Annotated in this window: 22 protein-coding genes and 3 pseudogenes; 9 read left to right on the forward strand and 16 right to left on the reverse strand. The window is 70.1% G+C overall.

All coding sequences use genetic code 11. The features are described 5' to 3' along the window. Positions 1-55 precede the first annotated feature (55 nt). Both BLW86_RS00905 and BLW86_RS00910 read right to left on the reverse strand, forming a co-directional pair. Positions 56-547 (reverse strand): hypothetical protein, encoded by a 492-nt coding sequence (locus BLW86_RS00905; protein ID WP_143060195.1) that lies wholly within the window; start codon positions 545-547, stop codon positions 56-58. Positions 548-568: 21 nt separating this feature from the next. Next, a complete protein-coding gene (locus BLW86_RS00910; protein WP_093872228.1) occupies positions 569-808 on the reverse strand; it encodes a hypothetical protein in 240 nt (79 codons plus the stop codon). 247 nt (positions 809-1,055) lie between these two features. On the opposite strand from BLW86_RS00910, the gene BLW86_RS00915 reads away from it, so the two are divergent. Beyond that, entirely contained in the window at positions 1,056-1,979 is a 924-nt protein-coding gene (locus BLW86_RS00915) for a YihY/virulence factor BrkB family protein (protein ID WP_093872229.1), read from the forward strand. Here the strand turns inward: BLW86_RS00915 and BLW86_RS00920 are convergent. Next, positions 1,970-3,187: a phospholipase D-like domain-containing protein gene (locus BLW86_RS00920; protein ID WP_093872230.1), complete on the reverse strand. Its 1,218-nt coding sequence runs from the start codon at positions 3,185-3,187 to the stop codon at positions 1,970-1,972. The two genes, BLW86_RS00915 and BLW86_RS00920, sit on opposite strands and share 10 nt — an antisense overlap. Positions 3,188-3,304: 117 nt before the next feature. Here BLW86_RS00920 and BLW86_RS41785 point away from each other — a divergent pair, with 117 nt between their 5' ends. After that, complete coding sequence (locus BLW86_RS41785) at positions 3,305-4,000, forward strand: hypothetical protein (protein WP_177181512.1); 696 nt, start codon at positions 3,305-3,307, stop codon at positions 3,998-4,000. 195 nt (positions 4,001-4,195) lie between these two features. Here the strand turns inward: BLW86_RS41785 and BLW86_RS00930 are convergent, their stop codons facing one another. Next, positions 4,196-4,807, reverse strand: a complete 612-nt coding sequence (locus tag BLW86_RS00930; protein WP_093878418.1) for a CGNR zinc finger domain-containing protein — start codon at positions 4,805-4,807, stop codon at positions 4,196-4,198. A gap of 103 nt (positions 4,808-4,910) precedes the next feature. On the opposite strand from BLW86_RS00930, the gene BLW86_RS00935 reads away from it, so the two are divergent. After that, entirely contained in the window at positions 4,911-5,762 is an 852-nt protein-coding gene (locus tag BLW86_RS00935; protein WP_093872231.1) for an SDR family NAD(P)-dependent oxidoreductase, read from the forward strand. 644 nt (positions 5,763-6,406) lie between these two features. On the opposite strand, the gene BLW86_RS00940 is transcribed toward BLW86_RS00935, so the two are convergent. Next, positions 6,407-7,345 (reverse strand): MurR/RpiR family transcriptional regulator, encoded by a 939-nt coding sequence (locus tag BLW86_RS00940; protein WP_093872232.1) that lies wholly within the window; start codon positions 7,343-7,345, stop codon positions 6,407-6,409. A 226-nt stretch (positions 7,346-7,571) separates the two neighbouring features. Here BLW86_RS00940 and BLW86_RS00945 point away from each other — a divergent pair, with 226 nt between their 5' ends. Both BLW86_RS00945 and BLW86_RS00950 read left to right on the forward strand, forming a co-directional pair. Then, positions 7,572-9,533, forward strand: a complete 1,962-nt coding sequence (locus BLW86_RS00945) for an acyl-CoA dehydrogenase family protein (protein ID WP_093872233.1) — start codon at positions 7,572-7,574, stop codon at positions 9,531-9,533. A gap of 1,016 nt (positions 9,534-10,549) precedes the next feature. Further along, complete coding sequence (locus BLW86_RS00950) at positions 10,550-10,864, forward strand: hypothetical protein (RefSeq protein ID WP_256341146.1); 315 nt, start codon at positions 10,550-10,552, stop codon at positions 10,862-10,864. 19 nt (positions 10,865-10,883) lie between these two features. On the opposite strand, the pseudogene BLW86_RS00955 reads toward BLW86_RS00950, so the two are convergent. The 3 genes and pseudogenes from BLW86_RS00955 to BLW86_RS00960 form a co-directional block, all read right to left on the reverse strand. Continuing rightward, positions 10,884-11,613, reverse strand: a pseudogene (locus tag BLW86_RS00955) (transposase family protein). A gap of 154 nt (positions 11,614-11,767) precedes the next feature. Continuing rightward, complete coding sequence (locus BLW86_RS41410; RefSeq protein WP_143060196.1) at positions 11,768-11,968, reverse strand: hypothetical protein; 201 nt, start codon at positions 11,966-11,968, stop codon at positions 11,768-11,770. Between the two features lie 139 nt (positions 11,969-12,107). Next, entirely contained in the window at positions 12,108-12,647 is a 540-nt protein-coding gene (locus tag BLW86_RS00960) for a hypothetical protein (protein ID WP_143060197.1), read from the reverse strand. A gap of 423 nt (positions 12,648-13,070) precedes the next feature. Between BLW86_RS00960 and BLW86_RS00965 the strand changes: the two genes are divergently transcribed. Further along, positions 13,071-13,634, forward strand: coding sequence for a hypothetical protein (locus tag BLW86_RS00965; RefSeq protein WP_093872235.1), 564 nt, complete (start codon positions 13,071-13,073; stop codon positions 13,632-13,634). Positions 13,635-14,019: 385 nt separating this feature from the next. Here BLW86_RS00965 and BLW86_RS00975 read toward each other — a convergent pair whose 3' ends face one another. The 4 genes and pseudogenes from BLW86_RS00975 to BLW86_RS00985 form a co-directional block, all read right to left on the reverse strand. Further along, a complete protein-coding gene (locus tag BLW86_RS00975; protein WP_093872237.1) occupies positions 14,020-14,700 on the reverse strand; it encodes an esterase/lipase family protein in 681 nt (226 codons plus the stop codon). A 579-nt stretch (positions 14,701-15,279) separates the two neighbouring features. After that, the gene (locus BLW86_RS00980; protein ID WP_256341147.1) at positions 15,280-16,584 is read right to left on the reverse strand and encodes a hypothetical protein; all 1,305 of its coding nucleotides are present in this window, start codon (positions 16,582-16,584) and stop codon (positions 15,280-15,282) included. A gap of 57 nt (positions 16,585-16,641) precedes the next feature. Beyond that, positions 16,642-16,848: a hypothetical protein gene (locus tag BLW86_RS41415; RefSeq protein ID WP_143060198.1), complete on the reverse strand. Its 207-nt coding sequence runs from the start codon at positions 16,846-16,848 to the stop codon at positions 16,642-16,644. A gap of 75 nt (positions 16,849-16,923) precedes the next feature. Continuing rightward, positions 16,924-17,097, reverse strand: a pseudogene (locus BLW86_RS00985) (transposase); the annotation flags it as partial. Between the two features lie 36 nt (positions 17,098-17,133). Here BLW86_RS00985 and BLW86_RS00990 point away from each other — a divergent pair. Beyond that, a complete protein-coding gene (locus BLW86_RS00990; protein ID WP_093872239.1) occupies positions 17,134-17,763 on the forward strand; it encodes a class I SAM-dependent methyltransferase in 630 nt (209 codons plus the stop codon). A gap of 545 nt (positions 17,764-18,308) precedes the next feature. Here the strand turns inward: BLW86_RS00990 and BLW86_RS42795 are convergent. Next, positions 18,309-18,443: a hypothetical protein gene (locus BLW86_RS42795; RefSeq protein ID WP_256341148.1), complete on the reverse strand. Its 135-nt coding sequence runs from the start codon at positions 18,441-18,443 to the stop codon at positions 18,309-18,311. Between BLW86_RS42795 and BLW86_RS43880 the strand changes: the two are divergent. After that, a pseudogene (locus BLW86_RS43880) lies at positions 18,387-18,530 on the forward strand (ATP-binding protein); the annotation flags it as partial. The gene BLW86_RS42795 and the pseudogene BLW86_RS43880 overlap by 57 nt on opposite strands. A 21-nt stretch (positions 18,531-18,551) precedes the next feature. On the opposite strand, the gene BLW86_RS00995 reads toward BLW86_RS43880, so the two are convergent. From BLW86_RS00995 to BLW86_RS01005, 3 genes are all read right to left on the reverse strand, one after another. After that, a complete protein-coding gene (locus tag BLW86_RS00995) occupies positions 18,552-19,190 on the reverse strand; it encodes an SMI1/KNR4 family protein (RefSeq protein WP_093872240.1) in 639 nt (212 codons plus the stop codon). A gap of 230 nt (positions 19,191-19,420) precedes the next feature. Continuing rightward, complete coding sequence (locus BLW86_RS01000) at positions 19,421-19,696, reverse strand: hypothetical protein (protein ID WP_093872241.1); 276 nt, start codon at positions 19,694-19,696, stop codon at positions 19,421-19,423. Continuing rightward, positions 19,696-19,929, reverse strand: a complete 234-nt coding sequence (locus BLW86_RS01005; RefSeq protein WP_093872242.1) for a hypothetical protein — start codon at positions 19,927-19,929, stop codon at positions 19,696-19,698. The genes BLW86_RS01000 and BLW86_RS01005 overlap by 1 nt, the downstream gene beginning before the upstream one ends. A 1,298-nt stretch (positions 19,930-21,227) precedes the next feature. Between BLW86_RS01005 and BLW86_RS01010 the strand changes: the two genes are divergently transcribed. After that, positions 21,228-22,040, forward strand: a complete 813-nt coding sequence (locus BLW86_RS01010; RefSeq protein ID WP_093872243.1) for a class I SAM-dependent methyltransferase — start codon at positions 21,228-21,230, stop codon at positions 22,038-22,040. Positions 22,041-22,270: the final 230 nt, after the last annotated feature.

Below are 22,270 nucleotides of genomic sequence, written 5' to 3' on the forward strand. Positions count from 1 at the left end.
GGACGTGTACTCGTCCGAGACGCTGAAGACGCCGGCACAGCGCGGGCATTCCGCTTCACCGAAGAGGGGGGGCGATCCCGTTGGCGAGCACCTCCTGCCCATCGCGGACAGCGACCTGGTGCATCCATCGGCCGGTTCCGGTGAGGTCCTCGGCGGCCGCCGGCCGCAGGTCCCGTCGCATCCTCTCGCCCCCGTCCCACGCCTCCGGGTAGCATCCGAAACCGCCGACGGCGATCGTCACCCCCATGCCACAGTGGGGACAGTCCACGTGATGGATGTCGTCCTCGAAGCCCTCCAGGGCGTTCGCCCAGTGGTACTCCTCTTCGACGGCCAGCAGGGCACGGAAGGACACGAGGTAGTCGGCCGGCCGCGACCGCAGGTGCCGATCCAACACCACACCGAACTCCGCGACCGCGCCGGCACAGTCCGCCAATCGACGTCGAACCTGCAGTCGCGCATGTGCGCCCAGTTCACCACCTGGGCATTGAACCCTCTCCAGGTGGCCGGGGCGACTCCACCTCGCTGCCCCTGTGGTGGTGGCAGCCATGAGTGTCCCGTCAGACACGACCTAATCGGTCTGTTCCTGGGGTGCCGGAGTACCCGGGCCGGCAGCTGGACGGCCCTCGCCCTGGTCGCCGGTGTCCTTCTGCCGCTCGCCGTCCTCGTCGGCTTCGTCGGTCCGGGGACGCTCGCCTCCGGCGCCCCGGACGTCCGGTGCGTCCGGCCCCGGCGCGGGCAGGTCCGGCGTGACGGCGTCGCGCGTCGCCGGGACGGGGTCGGGAAGCTCCGGCTCGGGGGTGCTGTGCATCAGAGTCTCCTCGTTCGATTCCACAGGGGTTCCGCATCGCGGCTGCCCCTCTCCGCGGTCCTCATTCCTCCACTGTGGTCCGGCGTCGCCCGTCGGCGCGGCGCGCGGCCCCCGGAGACGTCGGCTGGAGGGTCGAGCGTACGAAGGGCGAGGAGACGGCTGTTGCTCGGCCGGGCGGAGCGAACGCCGTCGACGGTGGCCGGAGGGAACGGAGGATGAGAGCGGTGACGCCGGGCAGGAGGGCACCGTGACATCGAACACTCTCCGCACGCACCGGAGCACTCCGGGAAACCGGGTCGTCGAGCTGCTGAGACGCGCCCGCTCGAACCTGCGGAACACCGCCGTACGCCTCTGGGACGACAACATCGCCGACTACGCGGCGGCCCTCACCTACTACGCGGTGCTGGCGCTCGTGCCCGCCCTGCTCGTCTCGGTCTCCCTGGTGGGGCTGGCCGGGACCGACACCCGCGAGCGCCTGATCCGCGACCTCACCTCCTACGCCCCTCCCCAGTCGGCCCAGGTGCTCCGAGAGGCCCTGGAGGGCCTCACCTCGGCGCCGTCCTCCCTGTGGGCGCTGCTCGTCAGCGGTGTCCTGAGCGCGCTGTGGTCGGCCTCCAGCTACTTGGCGGTCTTCCGTCGCGCCCTGCACGCGATGCACCGGCTGCCCGACACGCGGCCGCCGCTGCGTGCGGCACACGTCCTCGTCCTCACCGCCGGAGTGCTGTTGGCCCTGCTCGTCGCGGGCGCCGCGAGCCTCGTCGCGACCGGCCCCGTGGCCCGTCGGCTCGCGGCGGCCGCGGGCCACTCGGGCACGGGCGCCATGGCGATCCTGCGGTGGCCGGTGCTCCTGGTGATCGTCACGGCGCTGATCCTCATCCTCTACCGGACCGGACCCGTCCAAGCCCGCGGCACGCGCCGGGGGTTTCCGGGCGGCGCCCTGGCGGCCTTCCTGTGGCTCGGCGCTTCGGCGCTCTTCACCCTCTACACGCAGTTCGGGACCTACAGCCGCCTCTACGGTTCGCTGGCGGGGGTCGTCGTTTTCCTCGTGTGGCTGTGGTTCGGCAACCTGGCCCTGCTCGCCGGCGCGCAGTTCAACGCGGTGCTCGCACGGACCGGAGAACGAGCCGGCGAGGCGCCGGCGGACGCCGAGACCACCTCCTCCTACAGGTAGCGGCGGATGGGGAGCACCGCGGTCTCCCGGGCGCGCTGCAGCAGCGAGCGCCGCTTCCAGCGGCCCGGGCGGATCGCTTCGCTGACTTCGAGGTCCTCGTCGTAGTGCGCGTCGAGGGCGGCGGTGAACTCGGCGTCCATGACGGCGAGCATGACCTCCTCGTCGTGATCGAGGGAGCGGCGGTTGAAGTTCGTGGAGCCGATCAGGGACACGACGCCGTCCATGGTGATGACCTTCGCGTGCATCATGGTCGGCTGGTACTGGTGGATGCGCACGCCGCAGGTGATCAGCGCCTCGTAGTGGTGCTGTCCCGCCAGCTGGCACACGCGCTTGTCCGTGTGGGGGCCGGGCAGCAGGATCTCGACCTCCACGCCGCGCCGGGCCGTCGCGCAGAGCAGGTCGATGAAGTAGGTGTCGGGGGCGAAGTAGGCGGTCGCCAGACGGACCCGTTCCTCGGCCGATTCGAGGATGACGCGCATCAGGGTCTGCATGTCCTGCCAGCCGAAGCTGGCCGAGCCGCGGACGACCTGCACGATGGCGTTCCCGCTCGGGCGGTGGCTCACGAACCGGTCGCGCTCGTCGAAGAGTTCCACATGGCATTCGGCCCAGTTCTGGGCGAAGGCGGCGGCGATGCCGTCCACGGCGGGACCTCGGACCTCGACGTGCGTGTCCCGCCACTCGTTGGGATTGCGCGCGTCACCGCACCATTCCTCGGCGATCCCGACGCCTCCGGTGAAAGCGGTCTGCTCGTCGACCACGAGGACCTTGCGGTGGCAGCGGTGGTTCTGCTTGAGCGGCGAGAGGTAGAGAGGCTTGCGGAACCAGGCGATCTCGACTCCGGCCCCGCTCATCCGGTCCAGCAGGTCCCGCTCTATCAGACGGCTGCCGAAGCCGTCCAACAGCAGCCTCACCCGCACACCCGCACGCGCCCGGTCGGACAGGGCCACGGCGAAACGCCGCGCGATGTCGCCCCGCCAGTAGACGAAGGTCATCATGTCGACGGTGTGACGGGCACTGCCGATCGCGTCCAGCATCGCGGCGAAGATCTCGTCCCCGTTGCGCAGGGGACGTACGGCGTTGCCCTCGGTCGCCGCGACGCCGATGAGTCTTTCCAGGCGCCGGCGTATGCGGTGGATCCGTTCGCCCGCCGGGCCGCTGTCGGCGGTCGCGGTCGTCGCACCGCCGAGCGGCGGCTCTCTATCAGACATACCGGTACTCCTCGCTCGGGCCATCGGCGATCAGGACCATATCCGACGACGTCCAGGACTCCGGCGCCAGATCCCGGGGTCGCGCGGGACGGGGCCGCGCGCCGCCCGGAGGGGTGCGTGCTTCCCGACGAGGCGATCCCCCTGCTGCGCACCGGCAGCACCACGCCGCTCAACCACCGTGAGCAACTGGGCCGCGCTGCCGGCACGGTACGGCCGGCTCGACGAGCTCCGGGAGGCTGCGGCGGCGAGGAGGACTGGGACCTGTACCGGATGCGGCTGCCGCTGATCGCCGCCCGCGACGGCGTCGACGAAGCGATCGCACAAGCCCGCTCCCACCCCGAGGGCGCCACCTGGTACGCGGCGGCGCACATTGCCGAGCGGCTCGCCGGCGCCGGGCGCACCGAGGAGGCTGTCGCCGTCCTGCGCCCGCACGCTCCCTCGAACCGTCACGACCTGGCCGGCTCCCTCATCGGCCTCGGCCGCACCGAAGAGGCATCGACCTCGGCCGCACCGAAGAGGCCGTGGCCGTCCTGCACCAGGACAAGCCTCGTCCGCCACAGCCCTCGACCCTTGCCCTTTGGAGCGAAGAACCCCCGTCCTGAAGGTCTGTCTGGCGCGACCCCAAGGGTCGGTCGGCCCGTCGAGCCGACCGCGTCGCAAGGGGCCCAGCCCCTCAGCGGACTGTTGTCGGCCGGCGTGACGGACTTCGAGCGAGGCGGCCCAGTCGGAAGAGCCGAGGAACGGGGTGCCGGGCAGGCAGACGCGGGCTCGTGGCTGACGAGGACCTGTCCCCCCGAAGCTCCGGCGAAGTGAAAAGCAGCTCAGGGTGGCCGGTCGTTGCCTTCGGTCTGGAGGGGCAAAGTCAGCGTGGGCCGCTTCGACGGCTTCGGGGTACGCCTGGCGCTTCCCGTGCTCGGCGAGTGCCCGGTAGGTGCCGGCCAGGCCAGAGTTCTGGTCCTTGCGCTTGCCGGTGGGGGGTGCCCGCCCTTCCTCGCTGGAAGGGCGGGCTCACGCCTCGGACGGCGCACCACTGCCATGGCGCTGCCGCTGGCGGTGTTTGCGCATGGACACCTGGGAGCCGCAGCCAGTGCTGCAGTACAGCCCTCCCCCATTGCGGGTGCGGTCGAAGAAACCGAAGTGGCATGGGGGGTTCCGGCACGCCTTGATGCGCCCCCAGTCGCTGCTCTGCGCAAACGTCGTCACCGCAGCCAGTACGGTTCCGAACACGCGCGGCACCCCCGCCTGCGGTGAGGCCAGCTCCACACCACCGGCCGTGACCACCGTCGCCAGTGGGTAGAGCGAACCCACACGTCGCAGGTGCCGCTCGGCACGCAGCAGCGGCTCACCCAGACTTTCCTCATCGCCCGAGTGCGCGAGCAGCACGGTCACCAGGGCATCACGCAGCTCGCGCGCGACCGCGGCGTCAGCGTCGGTCACCACGGTTTCGCCATCGAACTCGTCGCGCTCCGCCAGCCACGCCGCGAACGAGTCCCCGTCCCCGAACAACTCTCGGCGACCCGATCCGTCCGCGCGCGTGTTCACGAACGCGAGAACGGTCTCCACCGTCGGCGTGACGGTGGTCGGGCTGGGTTTGGGGGATCCGGCTGCCGCAGCGATCATCCTCCCACAGTACATCAGCGGGAGCGGCACTAATCCAGCTAGAGAGCAACCTTCCAGTCGATCCAGGTTGACTCGTTGCGAGCTAACTGCTTACGGTCGCAACATGAATAGAACATCCAACCAGCACGGCCGCCCCCGCACATGGCTGATCACCGGCGCGACGTCCGGCATCGGCCGCGAACTGACGCTCCAGGCACTGGAGAACGGCGACACCGTCTCGGCCCTCGCCCGCGACACCTCCTCCCTGGACGAACTGGCGCAAGCGCACGGTGAGCGCCTGCTTCTCATCCAGGCGGATGTACGTGAGGAGCGAGCCGTCCGGGACGCGGTGGAAGGCACGGTCGCGCGGTTCGGCCGCATCGACGTCGTGGCCAACAACGCGGGTTACGGACTGTTCGGAGCCGTCGAGGAGGCCTCCGACACGCAGGTCCGTGCCGTGTTCGACACCAATGTCTTCGGAGTGCTCAACGTGCTCCGCGCAACGCTGCCGGTGCTCCGCGCCCAGCGGTCCGGGCACGTCCTCCAGGGCTCGTCCGTCTACGGACAGTCCGCCCATCCCGGCGTGGGTCTGCTGGCCGCCACCAAGCACGCGGTCGAGGGGCTGTCGGACGCGCTCGCGGCCGAGGTCGCACCACTCGGCATCAAGGTCACGATCATCCAGCCCGGCCTGACCGCGACCCCCTTCCTCGCCAACCTCGATGTCGCAGCCGGCCTGGACGACTACGACCAGACCGTCCGCGAGGTTCAGAAGGGCATCGGAGAGCTGCCGACGTCCGCGTTCTCCGCCGCGGCGCGGATCGCCGCAGGCATCCGGACCGCGGTTGACAGCCCCAACCCTCCGCTACGCCTGGCCCTTGGCTCCTCCAGCGCGACGGGCATGCGCCCTGCCCTGGAGGCACGGATCGCAGACCTGGACAGCTGGCAGCGTGTGACCGACGCCGTCGACAGGCAGTAAGCCACGAATCCCGCCGGGAACACGGTCATGGCGGAGGCGGTCCGGCCCTCCTCACCGGCCGGCCATGACCAGTGGGTCCGGGTCGAAGCCACGACAGACGGCTTCGCCTCGGACCCCTGCGCCACCACCGCTCCGCGCCCTCCCCTGCGGACGTCGGCCACGGTTCGTCCGCCTGCCGACCCGGGATGGCCACAGCCGGGTGGAGGCCGATCCGGTTGCCCATGTCGAACTCGAACCGGCCGTAGGACTCCTCAGCCGACACCCTCACCCGCTGAGCCACGTACGCCACCGCCGCCGCCCCGGACACACGGAACGGCAGGGCGCGGGATCGGGGCCCCGGTTGGCCAGGCCGGAAGCGTCCCCCCGGGGCGGGGAGCAGGTTCACCTCGGCTCTGTGCGGCGGCTCCGACCCAGGGGTCGATCGGAGCCGCCACAGAGCACCCGCGACAACGCGGCGTGGACCGCCAGGAACATCGGGACCGTCTGAGGAGGAGGGGGCGGCCTTCGATGTTCCGTTCGGGCCCGTGGGGCCCTTGTAGTAAATATATATACCGCCAGGTAAGCAAGAGCATGAAAATTTTCATGCCAAACGATCGTGTGGAGACCGGCCCCGGCCCATCCGTCTCGATCGGTTTCAGCCGGTTTCAGTCGTCCAGGAAGAAATCGTGCTGCTCCGCCGCGTGCTCGTACTTCTCAAGCCGAGTCTGCGTACGCTCCGGGTCCGCGTCCGCCATGGCCTGGAGGATGCCCGCGGACAGCACCCCCGGCGCCGCGTACGAGTCGAAGACGAGCCGTGAGCCCGTGCCCGCGGTGAACACCTCATCGGCCTCGTCGGCCAGCGGCCCGAGCGCGAGGTCCGTGATCAGCGCGACGCGCAGCCCGACACCGCGGGCGGCACGCACGACGGCGAGGGTCTCCTTGGCGTGCCGCGGCATCGCGAAGGCCAGCGCCCACGTGCCGCCCGCCTCGCGCGCCTGGAGCAGTCCGTCGTAGGCGACGCTGCCGCCCCGCGTCACCACCCGGACATCGGGGTGGATGCGCCGCGCGGCGTACGCGAAGTACTCGGCGAGGGAGACCGAGATGCGCAGGCCGACGACCGTCAGGGGGACGGACCGGGCCAGCTCGCGGCCGATGCCGACGATCCGGTCGGGGGCGGCGAGGGCGCGCCGCAGGGACGTCAGGTTCTCGATCTCGGCGTCGATCGCCGACTGGAGCTCGTTGCGGTGCCGCTCCTCCCCCTCGCCGGGCGCACCGGCGACCGCGCTGAGCGCGATGGGCTGGAGCGCCTCCCTGAGCGCGGGGTAGCCGCTGAATCCCAGCGAGGAGGCGAACCGGGTCACGGACGGCTGGCTGACCCCCACGCGCTCCGCGAGCTCGGTGATGGACAAGAACGCGGCCTCGGTGAGGTGATCGGTCAGGAACTGGGCGATACGCCGCTGCGCGGGAGACAGCCGGTGCCCGCCGAACAGCGCCCGCACCCGCTCGGCGGGAGAGACCGCCACCACCTCGCCCTCCGCCTCGGACGAGCGCCTGCCCGGCGTGATCGCGGCTGCCTGTGCACGCGCCTGCTGCCCGGATGCCACAGGATGTCTCCTTCTCGTCTCGCTGCCGCCCAAGATAGTTCACCCGTGCCCGGCCCCCCACGAGCCCGATGCACCGGCCCGCCGGCGCCGCTGTCGAACCGGCTCAGGGCGGCCCTGCACCTCCGGGCGGTCTGGTTCCGCGTCACGGGGGTCAGCCTCCCGTAGGCTCCGCTCCATCACATGATCATCGCCGGTTGATCCGTACCGGCCGGGGTAACGGAGGGCCATGGCACCCGACGACGCTTCTGCCGCAGCGAGCGGCTACACGCAGCCCGTGATCGACGTCGAAGCCCTGGCGGGCCTTCTGGACGGCGAGTACGCCGGGATCCGCGACCTCGTCCGGACCAACCTGGCGGCTCACTCTTCTGTGTTGGAGGACGCAGAGCGACTCGGCATGGACGCGTTCCGCGACCGGGTGCGCGACATCGTGGTCGAGATGGCCGGGACCGGCCAGACCGGTATGGGCTTCCCAGCGGCGTACGGTGGCGGCGGCGACGTCGGCGCCTCTGTCGCCGCCTTCGAGACCCTCGCTTTCGGTGATCTGTCGGTGCTGGTCAAGGTCGGTGTGCAGTTCGGGCTGTTCGGCGGCGCGATCTTGCACCTGGGTACCGGACGTCACCACGACGCCTACTTGCCGGACCTGGTCGCCGGGCGGCTTCTGGGCTGCTTCGCTATGACCGAGACCGGGCACGGCTCCAACGTCCAGGCGCTTGGGACGGTGGCCCGGTACGACACCGAGGCCCAGGAGTTCGTCGTCACCACCGAAGGCGACGCTGCCCGCAAGGACTACATCGGGAACGCGGCCCGCCACGCCGAGCTGGCGGTCGTCTTCGCCCAGCTGGAGGTGGGCGGAGAGTCCCGCGGCGTGCACGCGCTCGTCGTGCCGCTCCGGTCCGGGGGAAAGGTCCTGCCGGGCGTCGAGATCGAGGACGACGGCCGCAAGATGGGCCTCAACGGCGTCGACAACGGCCGGATCCGCTTCGACGGGGTCCGGGTGCCGCGTGAGGCGCTGCTCAACCGCTTTGCGGATGTCACACCCGAGGGCGCGTACGTCAGTTCCATCGACAATCCCAACCGCCGCTTCTTCACCATGCTCGGCACGCTCGTCCAGGGCCGGGTCTGTGTCGGCGGCGCCGGGGTGAACGTCGCCAAGGTCGCCCTCGCTCTCGCCATCAAGTACGGCGTGCGGCGACGCCAGTTCGAGGCGTCGCCGGGTGCCGAGGAGCAGCTCCTCCTGGACTACGGGCTGCACCAGCGCCGGCTACTGCCGCTGCTCGCCCGCACGTACGCGCTGCATTTCGCGCAGGACGTCGTCCGCGGACAGCTGCACGACGTCTTCTCCGGCCACGAGGACGACCCGCAGGCGCGGCGGCGGCTGGAGTCGCGGGCCGCCGGCACCAAGGCGCTCGGCACCTGGCATGCCACCCGTACGGTGCAGGAGTGCCGCGAGGCATGCGGGGGCGCCGGCTACCTCGCGGTGAACCGCTTCGCCGCGCTCAAGGCCGACAGCGACGTCTTCACCACCTTCGAGGGCGACAACCACGTGCTGCTCCAGCTCGTGGCGAAGGGTCTGCTCACCGACCACGCCAGCGAGTTCGAGGACCTGGACCAGCTCGGCGTGGTCCGCTACGTCACCGGCCTCGCTGTCGAGACCGTCATCGAGAAGGCGTCCGTCCACAAGCTCCTGGAACGGGTCCGCGACCTGCTGCCCGGCGGCGACGAATGGGACCGGGAGGCCGGGCTGCTCGACTCGGAGTACCACCTGGCCATGCTGCGCTATCGCGAGGAGCACATGCTCGCCGGGCTGGCCCGCCGGCTCAAGCGCGGAGTCGACCGGAAACGTGATCCCGGCGCCGTCTTCTCGCAGGTGCAGGACCATGTGATCGCGCTCGCCCACGCGCACGTCGAGCGACTGGTGCTGGAGGCGTTCGTCGACGCGTTCCGGGCCCTGCCCGACGGTGGCAACAGGGTCGCGCTGGGTCTGCTCTGCGACCTGTTCGCGCTGTCGACGATCGAAGCGGACCGGGCCTGGTTCATGGAGCACGGCCGGCTGACCGTCCAGCGGTCCAAGGCGATCAGCCGTGAGGTGAACGACCTCTGCCGCAAGGTCCGGCCGCTGGCCGTCGACCTGGTCGACGCCTGGGGCATCCCGTCCGAGACGCTGCGGGCGCCGGACCTGCTGGGCTGAGAGCGGGACGACTTCTGCGGACGGGCTCCTTGCGCGCGGCGCGGCGCGGCGCTGTGGTGGACGAAGATCAGGGGACCGCCGTAGAAGCCGTCCCGGTCGGACGTGATCCTTGGCGAAGCCGGCGAGGACGACGGTCATCTCGGGGTCGGCCTGCCAGGCGGTGTGGATCTCACGGGCCCGCGCAGCGACGTCGGCCGGGCTGGGAAGCGCGGTTGCGATGGTCCCGGTTATCAGGCGCGCTGGAGGCCGTGGGGGTTCCGAAAGAGCCCTTGGCTACGTAGGCCACATCCGAGAGCGGTTGTCGGGGCTGCTCAGGATCGCTTCGTGATCACTGTCTTCCGGGGGTCGACGAGAAGCAGGAACGCCCTTCATGGGAAGGAGCGGTCGGTGCGGGGCTTGTCAGAGCCGGGGGCACTCTGAGCTCGTGCTGATCGATGGATACGAGAGCGCCCCCTCGTCGCAGCGGAGGAGCTGCTGGTTTTGCCGGGGTTCTGGGCTGCATACCTTCTGTGGATGGGCCAGACCGAGGAGAACGACCCGGATCCGCTGTAGTTGGGTGCCGACGGAGCCGACACCGACGCAGCGTACGAGGCGCTCACCAACGAGGAACGCCGGCCGGTCTTCCGCATCCCGTTCGCTGACAACCACAGTGTGGTCATCGTGAGCCGCAACTTCACCGATGACTTGGGGACCGAGTATTTCGTCTCCCATCCTGAGCGGAATCCGCCTCGCCCAAGGAATCACCCGCGGGCAGAGCCACCGGCTGACCCGCGCACTCGGCACCTGGCCCACGCCATGACCACACCGCTCCGAGCCGACCAGCGCACGAGACGGCCAGAAGCCAGGACCGGCGCGTTTCCAGAACTCGGCATCACACTTCCCGCCCCCTACGGCCCGCTCTCAGCGGTAACCAACAAACGCTGCTGACCCTCGGCGACAAAGCCGGCATGGCGTATGCCGGGTACCTGACCTGGGGAGCCTTCAGGTTGGATGGCGCCGTGGCGAGACGACCCAAGATGAAGAAGAAGCGGCCTCCCTTCGGCATACCGAGGGAGATCATCCTTCTGGCGAGACAGGACGCGTGGCCTTACACGTTCATTGCCGATGATTCGGGCGGTGGGTGCGGGAAGGTCCCGATGCCTCCCGACGCAGCCGTTGAAGACGTGCAGGCGGCGGTCTTCACCTCCCTGGCGGACCTCACCCGCACCTTTCACGGCGTCGATATCGAGGTTGCCTGGTCCTCGCTGACCCCCGATTCGTGGGTCGGGCGGATCCGGTACGTCGCCGTGACGGAGCCCGCTCAGACCGACGAGGTGAGTGAAGGAAACTGACCATGAGCCTTTTCCAACCTCACGCTGAGGCGTGATGAAGGACGAGGACGGCCTGGACGATCGTGGTGATGCGGTGGGTGCCGCAGCGGAGCCTTCGCGGGAGGCACCGGCCCTTCGGGGTGGCCATGGCCTGCTCGCCGAGGCAGCGGATCTTGGCGTGTGTGCTGTTGTGCCGGCGCTGCCACCGTGTGAGGCGGAGGCCGCGGAAGGGCACCCGGATAGGACCACCGGCACCCTGGTACGCCTTGCCGGCCCGGCATGTGAGGCCGGCCTCGGTGAGCGCGTCGACGATGTGGTGGGTGCGGGCGGCGGTCAGGTCGTGGGCCGGTCCGGGCAGGGCGGGCGGGGCCCGCAGCAGCCGGCCGAAGGGATCGGTGAGGACCTGGACGTTCCTGCCGTGGCGTTGGTGTCTGCCCGAGTGGTACGGGGTGTCGGCGGCGGTCCGGTCGATCGGCAGCAGGGTGCCGTCCAGGATCACGAACGCCTTGGTCCGGGCGATGCGCATCGCCTCGGCCGGGGTGGGTGCGAGGGCGGCCGGTACGTCGACGGCCTCGCGCAGGGAGCGGCACGCGGTGGTGATGGCGAACCCGGGGGCGAGCTGGGCGTAGGTGTCACCGCATCGCGGACGGGCCGGAGTGAGGAGAGCCTGGCGGCCGGCGGTCAGGCGTCGCCATCGGGTCCCGATTTTCCCCTCGCCGGGCAGCGAGTCGTCCGGTCAGGCACCGCAGGGTGCGACGGGACAGGTCGATCGAATGGGGTCTCCCCTGCTCGAGCGAAGCCGAGAGCTTGGGGAGGGGTGGACAAGCACGCGAAGCTCCTGGTGCCGCGGGGGATCTTGGTCGAGAACCCGTCTACCAGGAGCTTCGTCGTTCCACCGAACTGCCCCACACACGGCCCGCACCGTCAGGTGGGAAAGGGCTCAAGCAGTCCCTCTCCTTTGAGGTAGCGCTGCGGCTGGAAGGCACCGCTGCGGGATCGTAGACCGTCAGGAAGCCCAGCCGGGCTCGGATCGGCAGTTTTCTCCGAGCCCGGCGCTCGCCGCCCCATGCTGTCGCCGACGATCCGCTCCAGTACGACGCCCTCGTCCTGACCGAGCTCGGGCATGATTCCGAGGCCATCGCGGACGTCACCGATCGGCCCGGCAGCACCATCCGCTACTTGACCGCTCCCCACCCTCCTGCACGACAACGTCCTTCTGTTCCCCAGCCGCTGAGCCGAAGCAGCGGTCCGCAATCACTCTGGATCAGCGGGGCAGGTACTCGTAGTGCGAGAGACAGGAGCGGGCCGCCTTCTCCGTCGTGCCCAGGGCCTCGGCGGCTTGCCGCATCGAGGTTTCGTCCCCCGTGACATAGGCGGTTGCGAGGGGTCCGGCCGACGCGACAATCGCCCCGGCTCCCCGGCCGCCTTCAACGCCACGAGCGGCTTTTTCGCCGACGACCTCGTCCAGGCGCTCACGCAGCTGCCCCAGCAGGCCGGCCACGCCCTCAGGCGGCGGCAGAGTCCGTGCGGTCACCTCGTCCGTGTGTCCCTCCCAGTCGGCCCAGGGTCCGGAGGTGTCGTACTCGTCGACCTCGTCGCCGCGCGCCTTCTCCCAGTCGATCGGGTACGTCGTCGCGCTGCGCCAGCCGCACGAGCACCTTCCCCGCATCGTGGTCGCCGTCGGCCTGCGCATCGTGCCGTCGTACGCCCACCAGTCGATCGACTCATGAAAGTGGCCGCCGCTGCCCGGGTCGAAGAAGACCGACACCGGCTCGCTGCATCGCTCGCGCCGGCGCGGATCCACCGGATATCCATCACTCCGATGCCGACACGAGCTGCCCCCGGCGCAGCCAGACAGCGGCATATTCCAAGGCAGGTGGAGTGGAGCTTCCGCCGTGCGCCGTGTGGCAGCTCGGACACTCCAGCGTCCGGTCGTGTCCGGTCACCATGGCACCAGATCTGTCCTCATCGACAGGAACGGACGCGCCCTCACCGGCAGCGACACGGGCGCTCCGCCCGCGAACCCCGGCCGGAAGGCAGGCGAAGCGTCGGCGCAGCACTCCCCACATGCCTCGTGTCTTACACGTTTGCCCATGAGGCGCGGTGGGACAGTGGAATCCGACGGCCGGTCGGCCGAGTCACGGCCGGACCTCCTCGACGCCCGGACTCGAACAGGAGCTCTTGATTGCGCTTCTACGCCCAGACACCCGCACGCCGAAACCGTCAGGTGCTTGTGGACCTGATCGCCGTAGCCCTGATCGCCGCCGCCGTGTGGGCGGCCTTCGCCGTCCGCAAGGTGATCCTGCTGCTGGCCGAACCGGGGCGCAAGGTGGAGAGTGCCGGCGACAGCCTCGCCGAAGAACTCGGCAACGCGGGAGACGCGGCATCGGACGTGCCGCTCATCGGCGACATCCTGAAGAAGCCGCTCCAGGCCGCGGCCGACGCCGGCTCCGGCTTCGCCGACGCGGGAGTGTCGCTTCAGGAGACCGTCAGCCAGGTCGCCGACGTGATCACGACGGCCCTCATCCTCATCCCGGTCCTCTTCGTCCTGCTGCTGTGGCTCCCGCCGCGTCTGCTCTGGATCCGGCGCAGCAACACCCTGCGCCGCCTCGCGGAGGCTCCCGGAGGCGCAGACCTGCTCGCCCTGCGCGCCCTCACCGGTCCTCCGGGCGCGCTCGCCGAACTCCCTGCCCCGCCAGGCGGATGGGCCGACGCCTGGCGTCAGGGGGACCCGCAAGCCATCACCGACCTCAGCATGATCGCCCTCAACCGCGTCGGACTCCGGCCCTGAGGCGGGGCTCCCGCTCCTTCGGTGTGGGACTCCGAAGCGGCGGAACGGATGGCCGCCCGTCGTGAGGCGTCACGCCTCACGACCAGGACGCCGTGGCCTTTCTGGTTGCGGCCACCGTGCGTCCCGATCGGCAGAAGACCGACCGGGACGCGGCCGAGCGGATGCCGCACTGCCCGAGACGCACTTCCGGTACCTCTCCGAACGGGCCGGCACCGAACTCCGCCGGGGCCTCACCGCGGACCCCGCCGAACTCGAGGCACTCGGAGTCCGTACCGAAGGGGCGTGCCGGAACGCCGTCGTCCACTCCACGCCGGCCACCTGAGCACTTGCCGCACACCCCGGGCGGGGTCGGCTTTCGCCCCCACCTTTGGCGACATGTGGTGCGTCAGGCGTTGATGAAGTCGCGCATCTGCCCGTAGACGGTCGGATCCGAACCGAGGGCGGTGTGGCTGAGGCAGGCGGTCTGGGTGTTCTTCGCACCGCTCAGGGAGACGCTGCTGTCGGGGTTGATGATCGTGTCGCAGGGCGACCACCAAGTGCCGTAGCGCGGGTTGCCCGGGGTCTCGTCGCCTGCGTTCAGCGATGTGAGGAAGGTGGAGCCGATGCGCATCTCGAGGCAGGAGGCGTAGGCGCATCCGTTGGCCCAGTCGGTGCCGTGGTTGGGACCGGCCAGCGAGACCCAGGCGTCGATCTTTCCGCTGCCGCCCAGGTTCTTGGCGTAGTAACGGCTGGAGAGCCCGCCCATGGAGTGACTGACGATGTCGACCTTGGACGCGCCGGTGGCCACGAGCAGGCGGTCCACCTCGGCAGCCAGTTGTTGGGCCGTGGTGGCGTTGGACTGTCGCCAGTCGTAGCTCCACTGGTCCAGGTAGGACGAGGGCCAGCCGTCGGCTCGGAAGTCGTCGGCCATGGTGTTCCAGTAGGAGCCCGACGAACTGTACCCGTGGACGAACAGGATGGGGTTGCTGGACGGTCCGAAGGTGGATGTTCCGGCGGCGTGACCCGGAGCCGCGGAAGTGAGCGCAAGCAGGGCGCTTGCGAGGGCGGCGAGCACGTACTTCTTCAAGGCGTACCTCTAGGTGATCGGCTCGGTGGGGGGCGGCGCGACCAGAGGTTACTTCCTGGTAGGCGGATCGGGTCAATGCCCCTCCAGGGATCGATACCGGCCCTTGACCTGCAGTTTCGCTCCGCGTCGTAGCGTTTGTGAGGTGCCGTGGCCCCCACCGCCCCGCGTCCTGAGCGTGCGTCAGACAGCTGCGGACTGCGCCGAGGGCGCCGACCACGCCTAGTGTCCTGAGTCGGAAGTCTTCAGGTAGATCTCTGCTTCGATCGACCGGCGGCCGCGCCCGCTTCTCACCAGGTTGGGGCTCGACTTGGAACCGTCGGCCCGAAGGCCGGAGGCTGAGAGAACTACCCAAGAATCTCCGACTCAGGACACTAGTAGGCGCAGGCGGCAATACTGGGCGCCGCGAAAGCCGACGACATCGGTCCCAAGGGCGGTCAGCCGGTGGCACTGCTCGTCGGAGAGCTCGGGCCAGGCGCGCTGCTGGCGGATGATCCAGCGGCCGAGGTCGTCGCCGTCGAGGACGACTTCGGGGGCGATAGCGGGAAGGCGGCCGTCGGGTTCGTCGGCGGCTCGGTGCCGTTACGCGGGGTTCTTGACGTCCGCCACGTAGGTGGCGCCACCGAGGCAATCGCGGATCTCGTGGCGGGGCGCTGTGCCGGTCCAGCGGAGAAACCCGCTGGCGCCGGTCGCGCTCGCCATGTCGATGAAGCGGCAGCCGTCGTAGATGAGCTTGCCGGCGGTGGTCGCGGCCGTGCCGGTGACCACCTGGTGCGAGCCCATCAGCGCGCAGTCGGTGTAGCGGACCGTGGGACCGCGGTCGCCGTTGGCGTTGAACGCGTAGACGTGCGCGACGGCGTCCGGTGCCCACGACTTGAAGCTGTTGGCGGTGTCGTCGCACGAGACGAAGGAGATGCTGCCCTTGTACCAGCGGGAGTCGATCACCTTGTGGCCGGTGCCGCGCAGTTCGAAGCGGATGCCCTGGGCGTACAACCGCATGACGGAGTCCGCGCGGGTGGCGGCGGCCGAGGAGAGCTGGAAGAAGGTGCCCGTCGAGGCGGCGTCGGTGAGGATGTAGGAGCCGCCGATGAAGTTCATCGAGCCACCGCGGTTGTTCTTCACGAACACACCGGCCTTGTACTCCACCTTGCACTCGCGAAACCAGTAGTTCAGGAACTGGTCCTGCTGGCTCGCGCTCGGCGTCATCCCCATGACGAGGAAGGCGTCCGAGTAGGTGCCGCCGATCTGGCAGTGGTCCCAGCCCATCTCACTGTTGAGGTTGGAGGTGGTGGCCGGGCCGTCGAGGCCGATGCCGCGCTTCCAGCTGCCCTGCCACTCGACGTCGCTGTACCAGGTGTCCTGGACGCCGTGCGTCGCCGAGGAGTACGCGTAGCAGAAGCTGGAGGTGGCGTTCTCGCTGACGAAGGTGATGCCGGAGATCCGGATGTTCTTGTAGCGCTGGTAGTTGGTCCAGAGCGTGGTGTCGTTCTCGGTCGGCGCGTAGACGATGCGGGTGAGCCGCTTGCCGTAGCCGGTGATCGTGACACCGTCGACGATACCCACGCCGGTGCCGTCGACGTTGGGGAGCAGCGAGTCGGGCTGGGTCAGCCGGTACGTGCCCGGCGGGATGACCAGGACCTTCTTCGGTACCGCGCCGGAGATCGGGTCGGGCTGGTACGAGGCGAGCACCTCGGCGGCGGCGGCCCGGAAGGCGTCGTCGCTCGGGTTGACGCCGGTGGGGTCCGCGTTCTTGCTGATCACGGAGACGCTGTGCGGGTCGTTGCCCGAACCTGCGGCGTACGCCGGCGTGCCCCCCATGACGACCGCGCCGGCCGCCGCGCCCGCACCGGCCGTCGCCAGGCCGCGGATGATGGATCGTCTGTCCATGTGTCCGGTCATTTCATTCCCCCTGTGTCGTGATCATGAGAAAGACAGCACATGGGATCATGGGTTTGAATCCTGTGCAAGCGTGGGCCAGCGGCCCGGACCTCCGGCCGCCCGGCGGCCGGAGCGGAAGGTCACCGCGAGCACGACCGAGAGCGGCGCCGACAGGCAGAGCACGGCGGGCCACAGCTGCAGCCGGAACAGGGGCCAGGAGGCGAGACCGATCCAGAGCGGCCACCACAACAGGGCGGCACGGGGGATGGACATGTATCAGTACGAGATGCCGAGCGCCCACGGCCTGAACGCGCTGCAGCAGGCCTCGGGGCAGCGCCGGGGGCGCGAGGCCCCCTGCCAGGGGGAGGCCGACGGCCAAGGAGCCCCGGTCCGCAGCCGCCGCAGCACACCATCGACCGCCTGCCGATGATCACGCCATGGACGGCCACGCCCGTCCGCCTGCGGCGATGGGGGCTCTATTCGCTCCCACACCACGTCCGCCACCTCACCTCGACCTGCCACAAGATCAATTATCAGACCGGTTATAGAGTCCTGCCTGTGGCGAATCATCAGGACGAGACCAGGGCGGCCTACGACGGAGTCGTCGAGCTGTACGCCTCGCTGTTCGCAAACCGGTTGGAGACACGGCCGTTCGCCCGGGCCATGATCGGCACCTTCGCCGAACTGGTGCGCGCGACGGGCAACCTGCGGGCAGCGGACGTCGGGTGCGGACCTGGACATCTGACGTCCATGCTGCACGAACTGGGCCTGGACGCCTTTGGACTCGACCTCTCCCCCGGCATGGTCGACCACGCCCGGCGGACCCATCCGGCGCTGCGCTTCCAGGAGGCGCGGATGGAGTCCCTGCCGATCGAGGACGGCGCGCTCGGCGGCGTACTGGCCCACTACTCGATGATCCACACCCCTCCGGGAGAACTGCCGGAGCTGCTCGCCGAGCAGGTACGCGTCCTGGCACCAGGTGGTCTGCTCCTGGTCTCCTTCTTCGGGACCGACGGACCGGAGCCGGTCCGGTTCGACCACAAGGTGGCACCTGCCTACAGCTGGCCGGCGGACCACCTCGCCGAACTGCTGTCCGACGCCGGGCTCGTTCCCTTCGCCCGGCTGCTCCACGATCCAGCCTCCGAACGGGGCTTCCTCGACGCCCACCTGCTGGCCCGCCGCTCGTAGGGCCTGCCCGGCAATACCCGCCAGGTCCTGGCGCACCTCCGGACCACCGGCTCGGCGGGCGCTCGCTGATCCGACGGGAATTGTCGGACACCCCCTAGAACCGGTTCATGCCTCCCTCGGAGCGAGCCGCCGGCCTGCCAGTCCGCCAGGTGCGCCGGCCTCGGCCATCAAAGCTCGGCCCGACTGCACAGCAGTGGTGCCAGAACCAGGAGTCGTGAACAAAGCCAGGGGGCGGGCCACCGCGGCTTGCGTACGTGAAAGCCCCTCCACCAGAAGGTGAAGGGGCTCAGCCCCGTAGCGGCGGGTCGGCGGGGCGGCCTTACGGGAGGTTGACGATGTTGCCGACCTGGACGGCGGTCTCCCCGCCCGTCACGGTCACACCCGCGCTCACGAGCGCGGTGACGGCGAACGCAGCGGCCGGGAATGCGACGATGCGCTTCTGCGTGGTTCCCCCTCTTCCCGGGCCCGGACGTGCGGACCCGTTCGATGATCGACAAGGTGCACCGTACGCAACCCGAACTGGTGGAAGGGACACCTCCACATGATCATCCCGAGGAGCGGCCGGACAGCTGCCCGGCCCGGGCGCGGCTGTCGGTCCGTGACACGTACCCCAGACCGCGCAGGGCGCCGCTTGCGGCGATGAAGTCCTCGCCACGGCTGTTCTCGACCGACTTCTCCACCCCTACGACGTCGTCTCCCTCAACGGCCCGAGCTACCTGCCCAAGAACCGCCTCGCCGCCATGGAACGCAACACCGGTGCTGCTTGATCAACCACCCGGACTGCGAACTCAGGCCACTGCCCACGGCTCAGCACGCCAGGCCGGTAGTTCCTTGTCGAGCCATTCCTCGACGGTCCGCCGCCAAGGGTCGGTGGAGTCACTGTCGGCAACGTCGGCCCAGCTGTCCTGTGCGAGGTCCGGGTCCACGACGAGGCTGTCGAGGTAGACGTCGAAGTCGTCCGCGACCTTGGTGAAGACGCCCTTCGACAGGTATCCGGGGTGAGGTATGCCCTGCACGAAGGCACAGAGCTGGCCGTGGGCGGCCGGGTTCAGGTCCAGGAACAAGGTGTCGCTGCCGCCGTTCCGGGCGATCGGGAGAAGCCCGGCAAGCGAGACCTCGCTGGCGAGCCACCCGTCACGGCTGCGGCGGTACTCGCCGAGCAAGGTGCCCCAGCCGTATTCACCCTCGTCGTCACGGCCGAGCCGGTAGAAGTCGTCGAAGCTCTGGAACGGCTCCGGTTCACCCGCCGGCACACGAACCGCATATGGGAGACTTCCCCCACTCGCCGCCGCCAGGAACGAGCGATATGACTGCGGCAGAGACAGACCGATCTCCCGTTCGAGATCTTCAAGCTCACTGACCTCGAACGGCGTGAACGGCCCCACGACCAGGCGGCTCCGGTACCAGCGCGACAACTCTTCAGACACATCTGGATTCTCGCACCGAGCGGCACCCCCAGATCTGCCGAGGTTCTCCGTTGCTGGACGCCGAGCTGAGCAAGTTCATCCGCACCTGCCTGAGCACTCCACCGCGTACGCGGACAAGCAGTCGCCGCCGAGCTCGGGAGCGTGGAGAGACCGGGGACCATCCCCGCAGGGGCGGGGAGCAGCTGGGCTCGGTCTCGGCTCCGCCCTATGTCCTCATCCGGGAACAGGAGCTAGACCTCGATGTAGGCGACTACTACGACGGTGCGTAGCGCGGTGACGAAGTACAGGATGCGGACTTGCTCGACGGTGTCGGTGTACTGGCGCAGTGGAGGGCCGTCGGTGGTGCCGGGCAGGGGGTCGCCTGCTTCGGGGTCGACGGAGATGACGACCAGGGCTCGGTCGAGGGCGTGGAGCTCGGCCTCGCCGGTGATCTCCTGGAGCTGTTTGGCGGCGGCGTCGGAGAACGCGATCCGCGCGCGGCGAGGGGGATGATGTTGTGGGGGCATCAGGCGACGGCCGGGCGCTGGGCGGCGAGACGGGCGAGGTGGGTCTCGCGCAGGGTCTCCCACGGGGTGCAGTCGTCGACGGCGGGCAGGCCGTTGGTGGCGATGTCCTCCAGGACCGCGGCGAACTGGTCGGCCTGGGCGCGGGTGCGGGCGGCATAGGCGCGCAGGCTCTCGGCGGCCTCGGAGGGCAGCTGCTGGCGGACGGTTTCGGCGGAGGCCGGCCGGTCGCTCATGGAGGGCTCCCTGGGATACGGAACGAGTCGTCTGCCCCCACGGTATCGCCGGAGCTGCCGGGCTGGGGCCACTCCGGGAGAACCCTGACAGCGGGTGGGGCTTCGCGGGCGCCTGCTGGGGTCACGTTCTGCACTGTCGGCCCGTCAGAAGCTGCTTTCGTACGGTCAGGTTGCCGTGGGCCAGAAGCGGCTCGGCAGCATCATCGTCATCGCAGTGCGCTCCGGAGCGATGAGCAGGGGGAAGACCGCCTCGTTCAGTAACCGGCCCGAAGGACACCCGGCAGGGCCTTGTCCTCTACACCTGGCCCACGGTCCACACCCCTGCCCCTGCCCCTGCCCCTACCGCTATCGCTGTCGCTGTCGCGGAGCAGTCGAAGAGCGAGGAGCCCGCCGAGGCGGCCTCTGCCGGAGTCTGGGCAGCGCGGCCGCAGGAAGCTACCGCGGGCGTCAGCGCCGCAGGTTGCCGGGTAGTAGGAAGCCGGTCAGGAGCTGCCTCCCTGCGGCTGCGCAGCCGGCCGGACCGGGCGCAAAGGGCACGCTCACGCGCCGGGCGAGGACCAGAGTGATGCTGCCTGCTGCCAGCCGGACGACCTCCACGCACAGGCGGTCGGCGTTCACCTGCATAGTGCCGTGGGCGGCGTCGCAAAGTGCCCGAAGAGCATCCGGCCCCCGACCCGGCGCTTCTCCGCCCGGCAGCTATGCCCAGGCCAGACCTGGCGGGCAAGAGCACACAGGTCGACGATGCCGACCCGCGACAGGCCCCCGAACGGCGTCGGCGGCGTCTCGAGCCGGGGTGCAGGGGCCGCTATCGTCGCCGCCCTGGTGAACCTCGTCGGCCCTTCCACCCCGGGCGCCTCGTCGTAGTTCTGGCGCCGGTTGCGGACCGTGTAGGACCGTGTAGGTCTCGACCGTCGTGCGGCTAGGCACCGAACACCGCCATGCCATCCTCGGGGTCGTAGCCGGCCGCGAAGGACATTGGACTCGCGGCCGGTCGTAGGGGGACTGGAGGGCGGCGAAGGGGTACTCAGCCCGGGCGTTCACGTAGCGGCCCGTGGTCGCCGGATCGGTGTGCCGAAGGATCGCGCGGACCTGCCCAAGCGGTGCCGGCCTGGTCGTATTGCCGGGCCTGTTGGGCCGATCGGCTCAGGCGCGGCGCGCCTCGGCGGTGGGAGCGGGCGCCCGGGGAGGATCGGTGGGCGGGAGCCCTCGGGACGGGCCGCCCGGCACCGCCCCATCGTGTGAAGAGGTCCGACCATGACACCGTTCGTCGAGATCCCCCGCCCCATGCGGGGGGCAACGTGACCGCCGGACCGGACGGCGGCCGATACGGCCAGGACGTCTTCCGACCCGAACAGGCCGGTGAGGGCGAGCGCATCGACTTCGGCGCCCTCGCCTACGACCGGACCACCATGGCGCGTCTGCGGGCCCTCGGGGCCGGGCCTGGATGGCGCTGCCTGGACGTGGGGGCCGGCACCGGAACGGTCTCGCGCCGGCTGCTGGAGGAGGCAGGGGTCGAGAGCGTGCTCGCCGTGGACCGCGACGTACGCTTCCTCGCCGAACGGCAGGTCACGGGGCTGGATCTGCTCGAAGCCGACGTCACCGCCCCGGACTTCTCCCCCGGTCGCTTCCGGCTCGTCCACGCGCGCTTCGTCCTGATGCACCTGGCCGAGCACGACCGCCTGATCACCGCGCTGGCCGGACTGGTCGCGCCCGGAGGCGTGCTGGTGCTCAGCGACGCCGTCGACCTGACGGGCGACCGGACGTCGCCCACGCCGTACACCACGGCGATGCGCGCGATGTGGCAGGGGCTGCGGGCCACCATCGGCACCGACGTCTCGTGGGTACCGTCGTACCCGCAGCTGCTGCGCGGGGCCGGGCTCGAGCGCGTCGGTGCCGAGATCCACGTACCGCCGTTGCTGCCGGGCAGTCCCATCAGCCGCTTCTGGGCGGACACCTGGGAGCGGAGCAGGGCGGCGATGGTCGCCACCGGCCTGGTCGACGACGCGGCGATCGACGGTGCGGTCCGGTACCTGGACTCCCAGGACTGCGCCGCCCTGTCCGCCGGCATGCTCACCGCCTGGGGCCACAAGCCGCAGACGGCCCCGCACTGATCGGCACGGCCACCGCCCGGCCGCCCGCTCCGAGTCGAAGCCGCCGGACAGGGCGAGGGTCGGGATGTCGCTGGGGGTCACGCCCCGGATCCAGGGAGGCTCCGGGGCGTCCCCGGCGCAGCAGTCGTCGTGGAGCCATGCGCGCTGCGGCGCGCCGGCCAGCATCGAGCGGGGGAACGACAGGAACGCGCGGCGCCCGTCCTGGACGATGTCGGCGCGGCTCTCGCACG

Origin of the sequence: Streptomyces sp. TLI_105 (assembly GCF_900105415.1) — a bacterium.
Lineage (GTDB): Bacteria > Actinomycetota > Actinomycetes > Streptomycetales > Streptomycetaceae > Streptomyces.

Excerpts from the sequence above, each read along its gene's own strand:
- BLW86_RS41415 (WP_143060198.1), bottom strand. The coding sequence starts at position 16,848 with ATGTCCATCCCCCGTGCCGCCCTGTTGTGGTGGCCGCTCTGGATCGGT.
- BLW86_RS00945 (WP_093872233.1), top strand. The coding sequence starts at position 7,572 with ATGGCACCCGACGACGCTTCTGCCGCAGCGAGCGGCTACACGCAGCCC.
- BLW86_RS01005 (WP_093872242.1), bottom strand. The coding sequence starts at position 19,929 with ATGAGCGACCGGCCGGCCTCCGCCGAAACCGTCCGCCAGCAGCTGCCC.
- BLW86_RS00950 (WP_256341146.1), top strand. The coding sequence starts at position 10,550 with ATGAAGAAGAAGCGGCCTCCCTTCGGCATACCGAGGGAGATCATCCTT.
- BLW86_RS00905 (WP_143060195.1), bottom strand. The coding sequence starts at position 547 with ATGGCTGCCACCACCACAGGGGCAGCGAGGTGGAGTCGCCCCGGCCAC.
- BLW86_RS00980 (WP_256341147.1), bottom strand. The coding sequence starts at position 16,584 with ATGGACAGACGATCCATCATCCGCGGCCTGGCGACGGCCGGTGCGGGC.
- BLW86_RS01000 (WP_093872241.1), bottom strand. The coding sequence starts at position 19,696 with ATGCCCCCACAACATCATCCCCCTCGCCGCGCGCGGATCGCGTTCTCC.
- BLW86_RS00935 (WP_093872231.1), top strand. The coding sequence starts at position 4,911 with ATGAATAGAACATCCAACCAGCACGGCCGCCCCCGCACATGGCTGATC.
- BLW86_RS00910 (WP_093872228.1), bottom strand. The coding sequence starts at position 808 with ATGCACAGCACCCCCGAGCCGGAGCTTCCCGACCCCGTCCCGGCGACG.
- BLW86_RS41410 (WP_143060196.1), bottom strand. The coding sequence starts at position 11,968 with ATGCCCGAGCTCGGTCAGGACGAGGGCGTCGTACTGGAGCGGATCGTC.
- BLW86_RS00920 (WP_093872230.1), bottom strand. The coding sequence starts at position 3,187 with ATGTCTGATAGAGAGCCGCCGCTCGGCGGTGCGACGACCGCGACCGCC.
- BLW86_RS00930 (WP_093878418.1), bottom strand. The coding sequence starts at position 4,807 with ATGATCGCTGCGGCAGCCGGATCCCCCAAACCCAGCCCGACCACCGTC.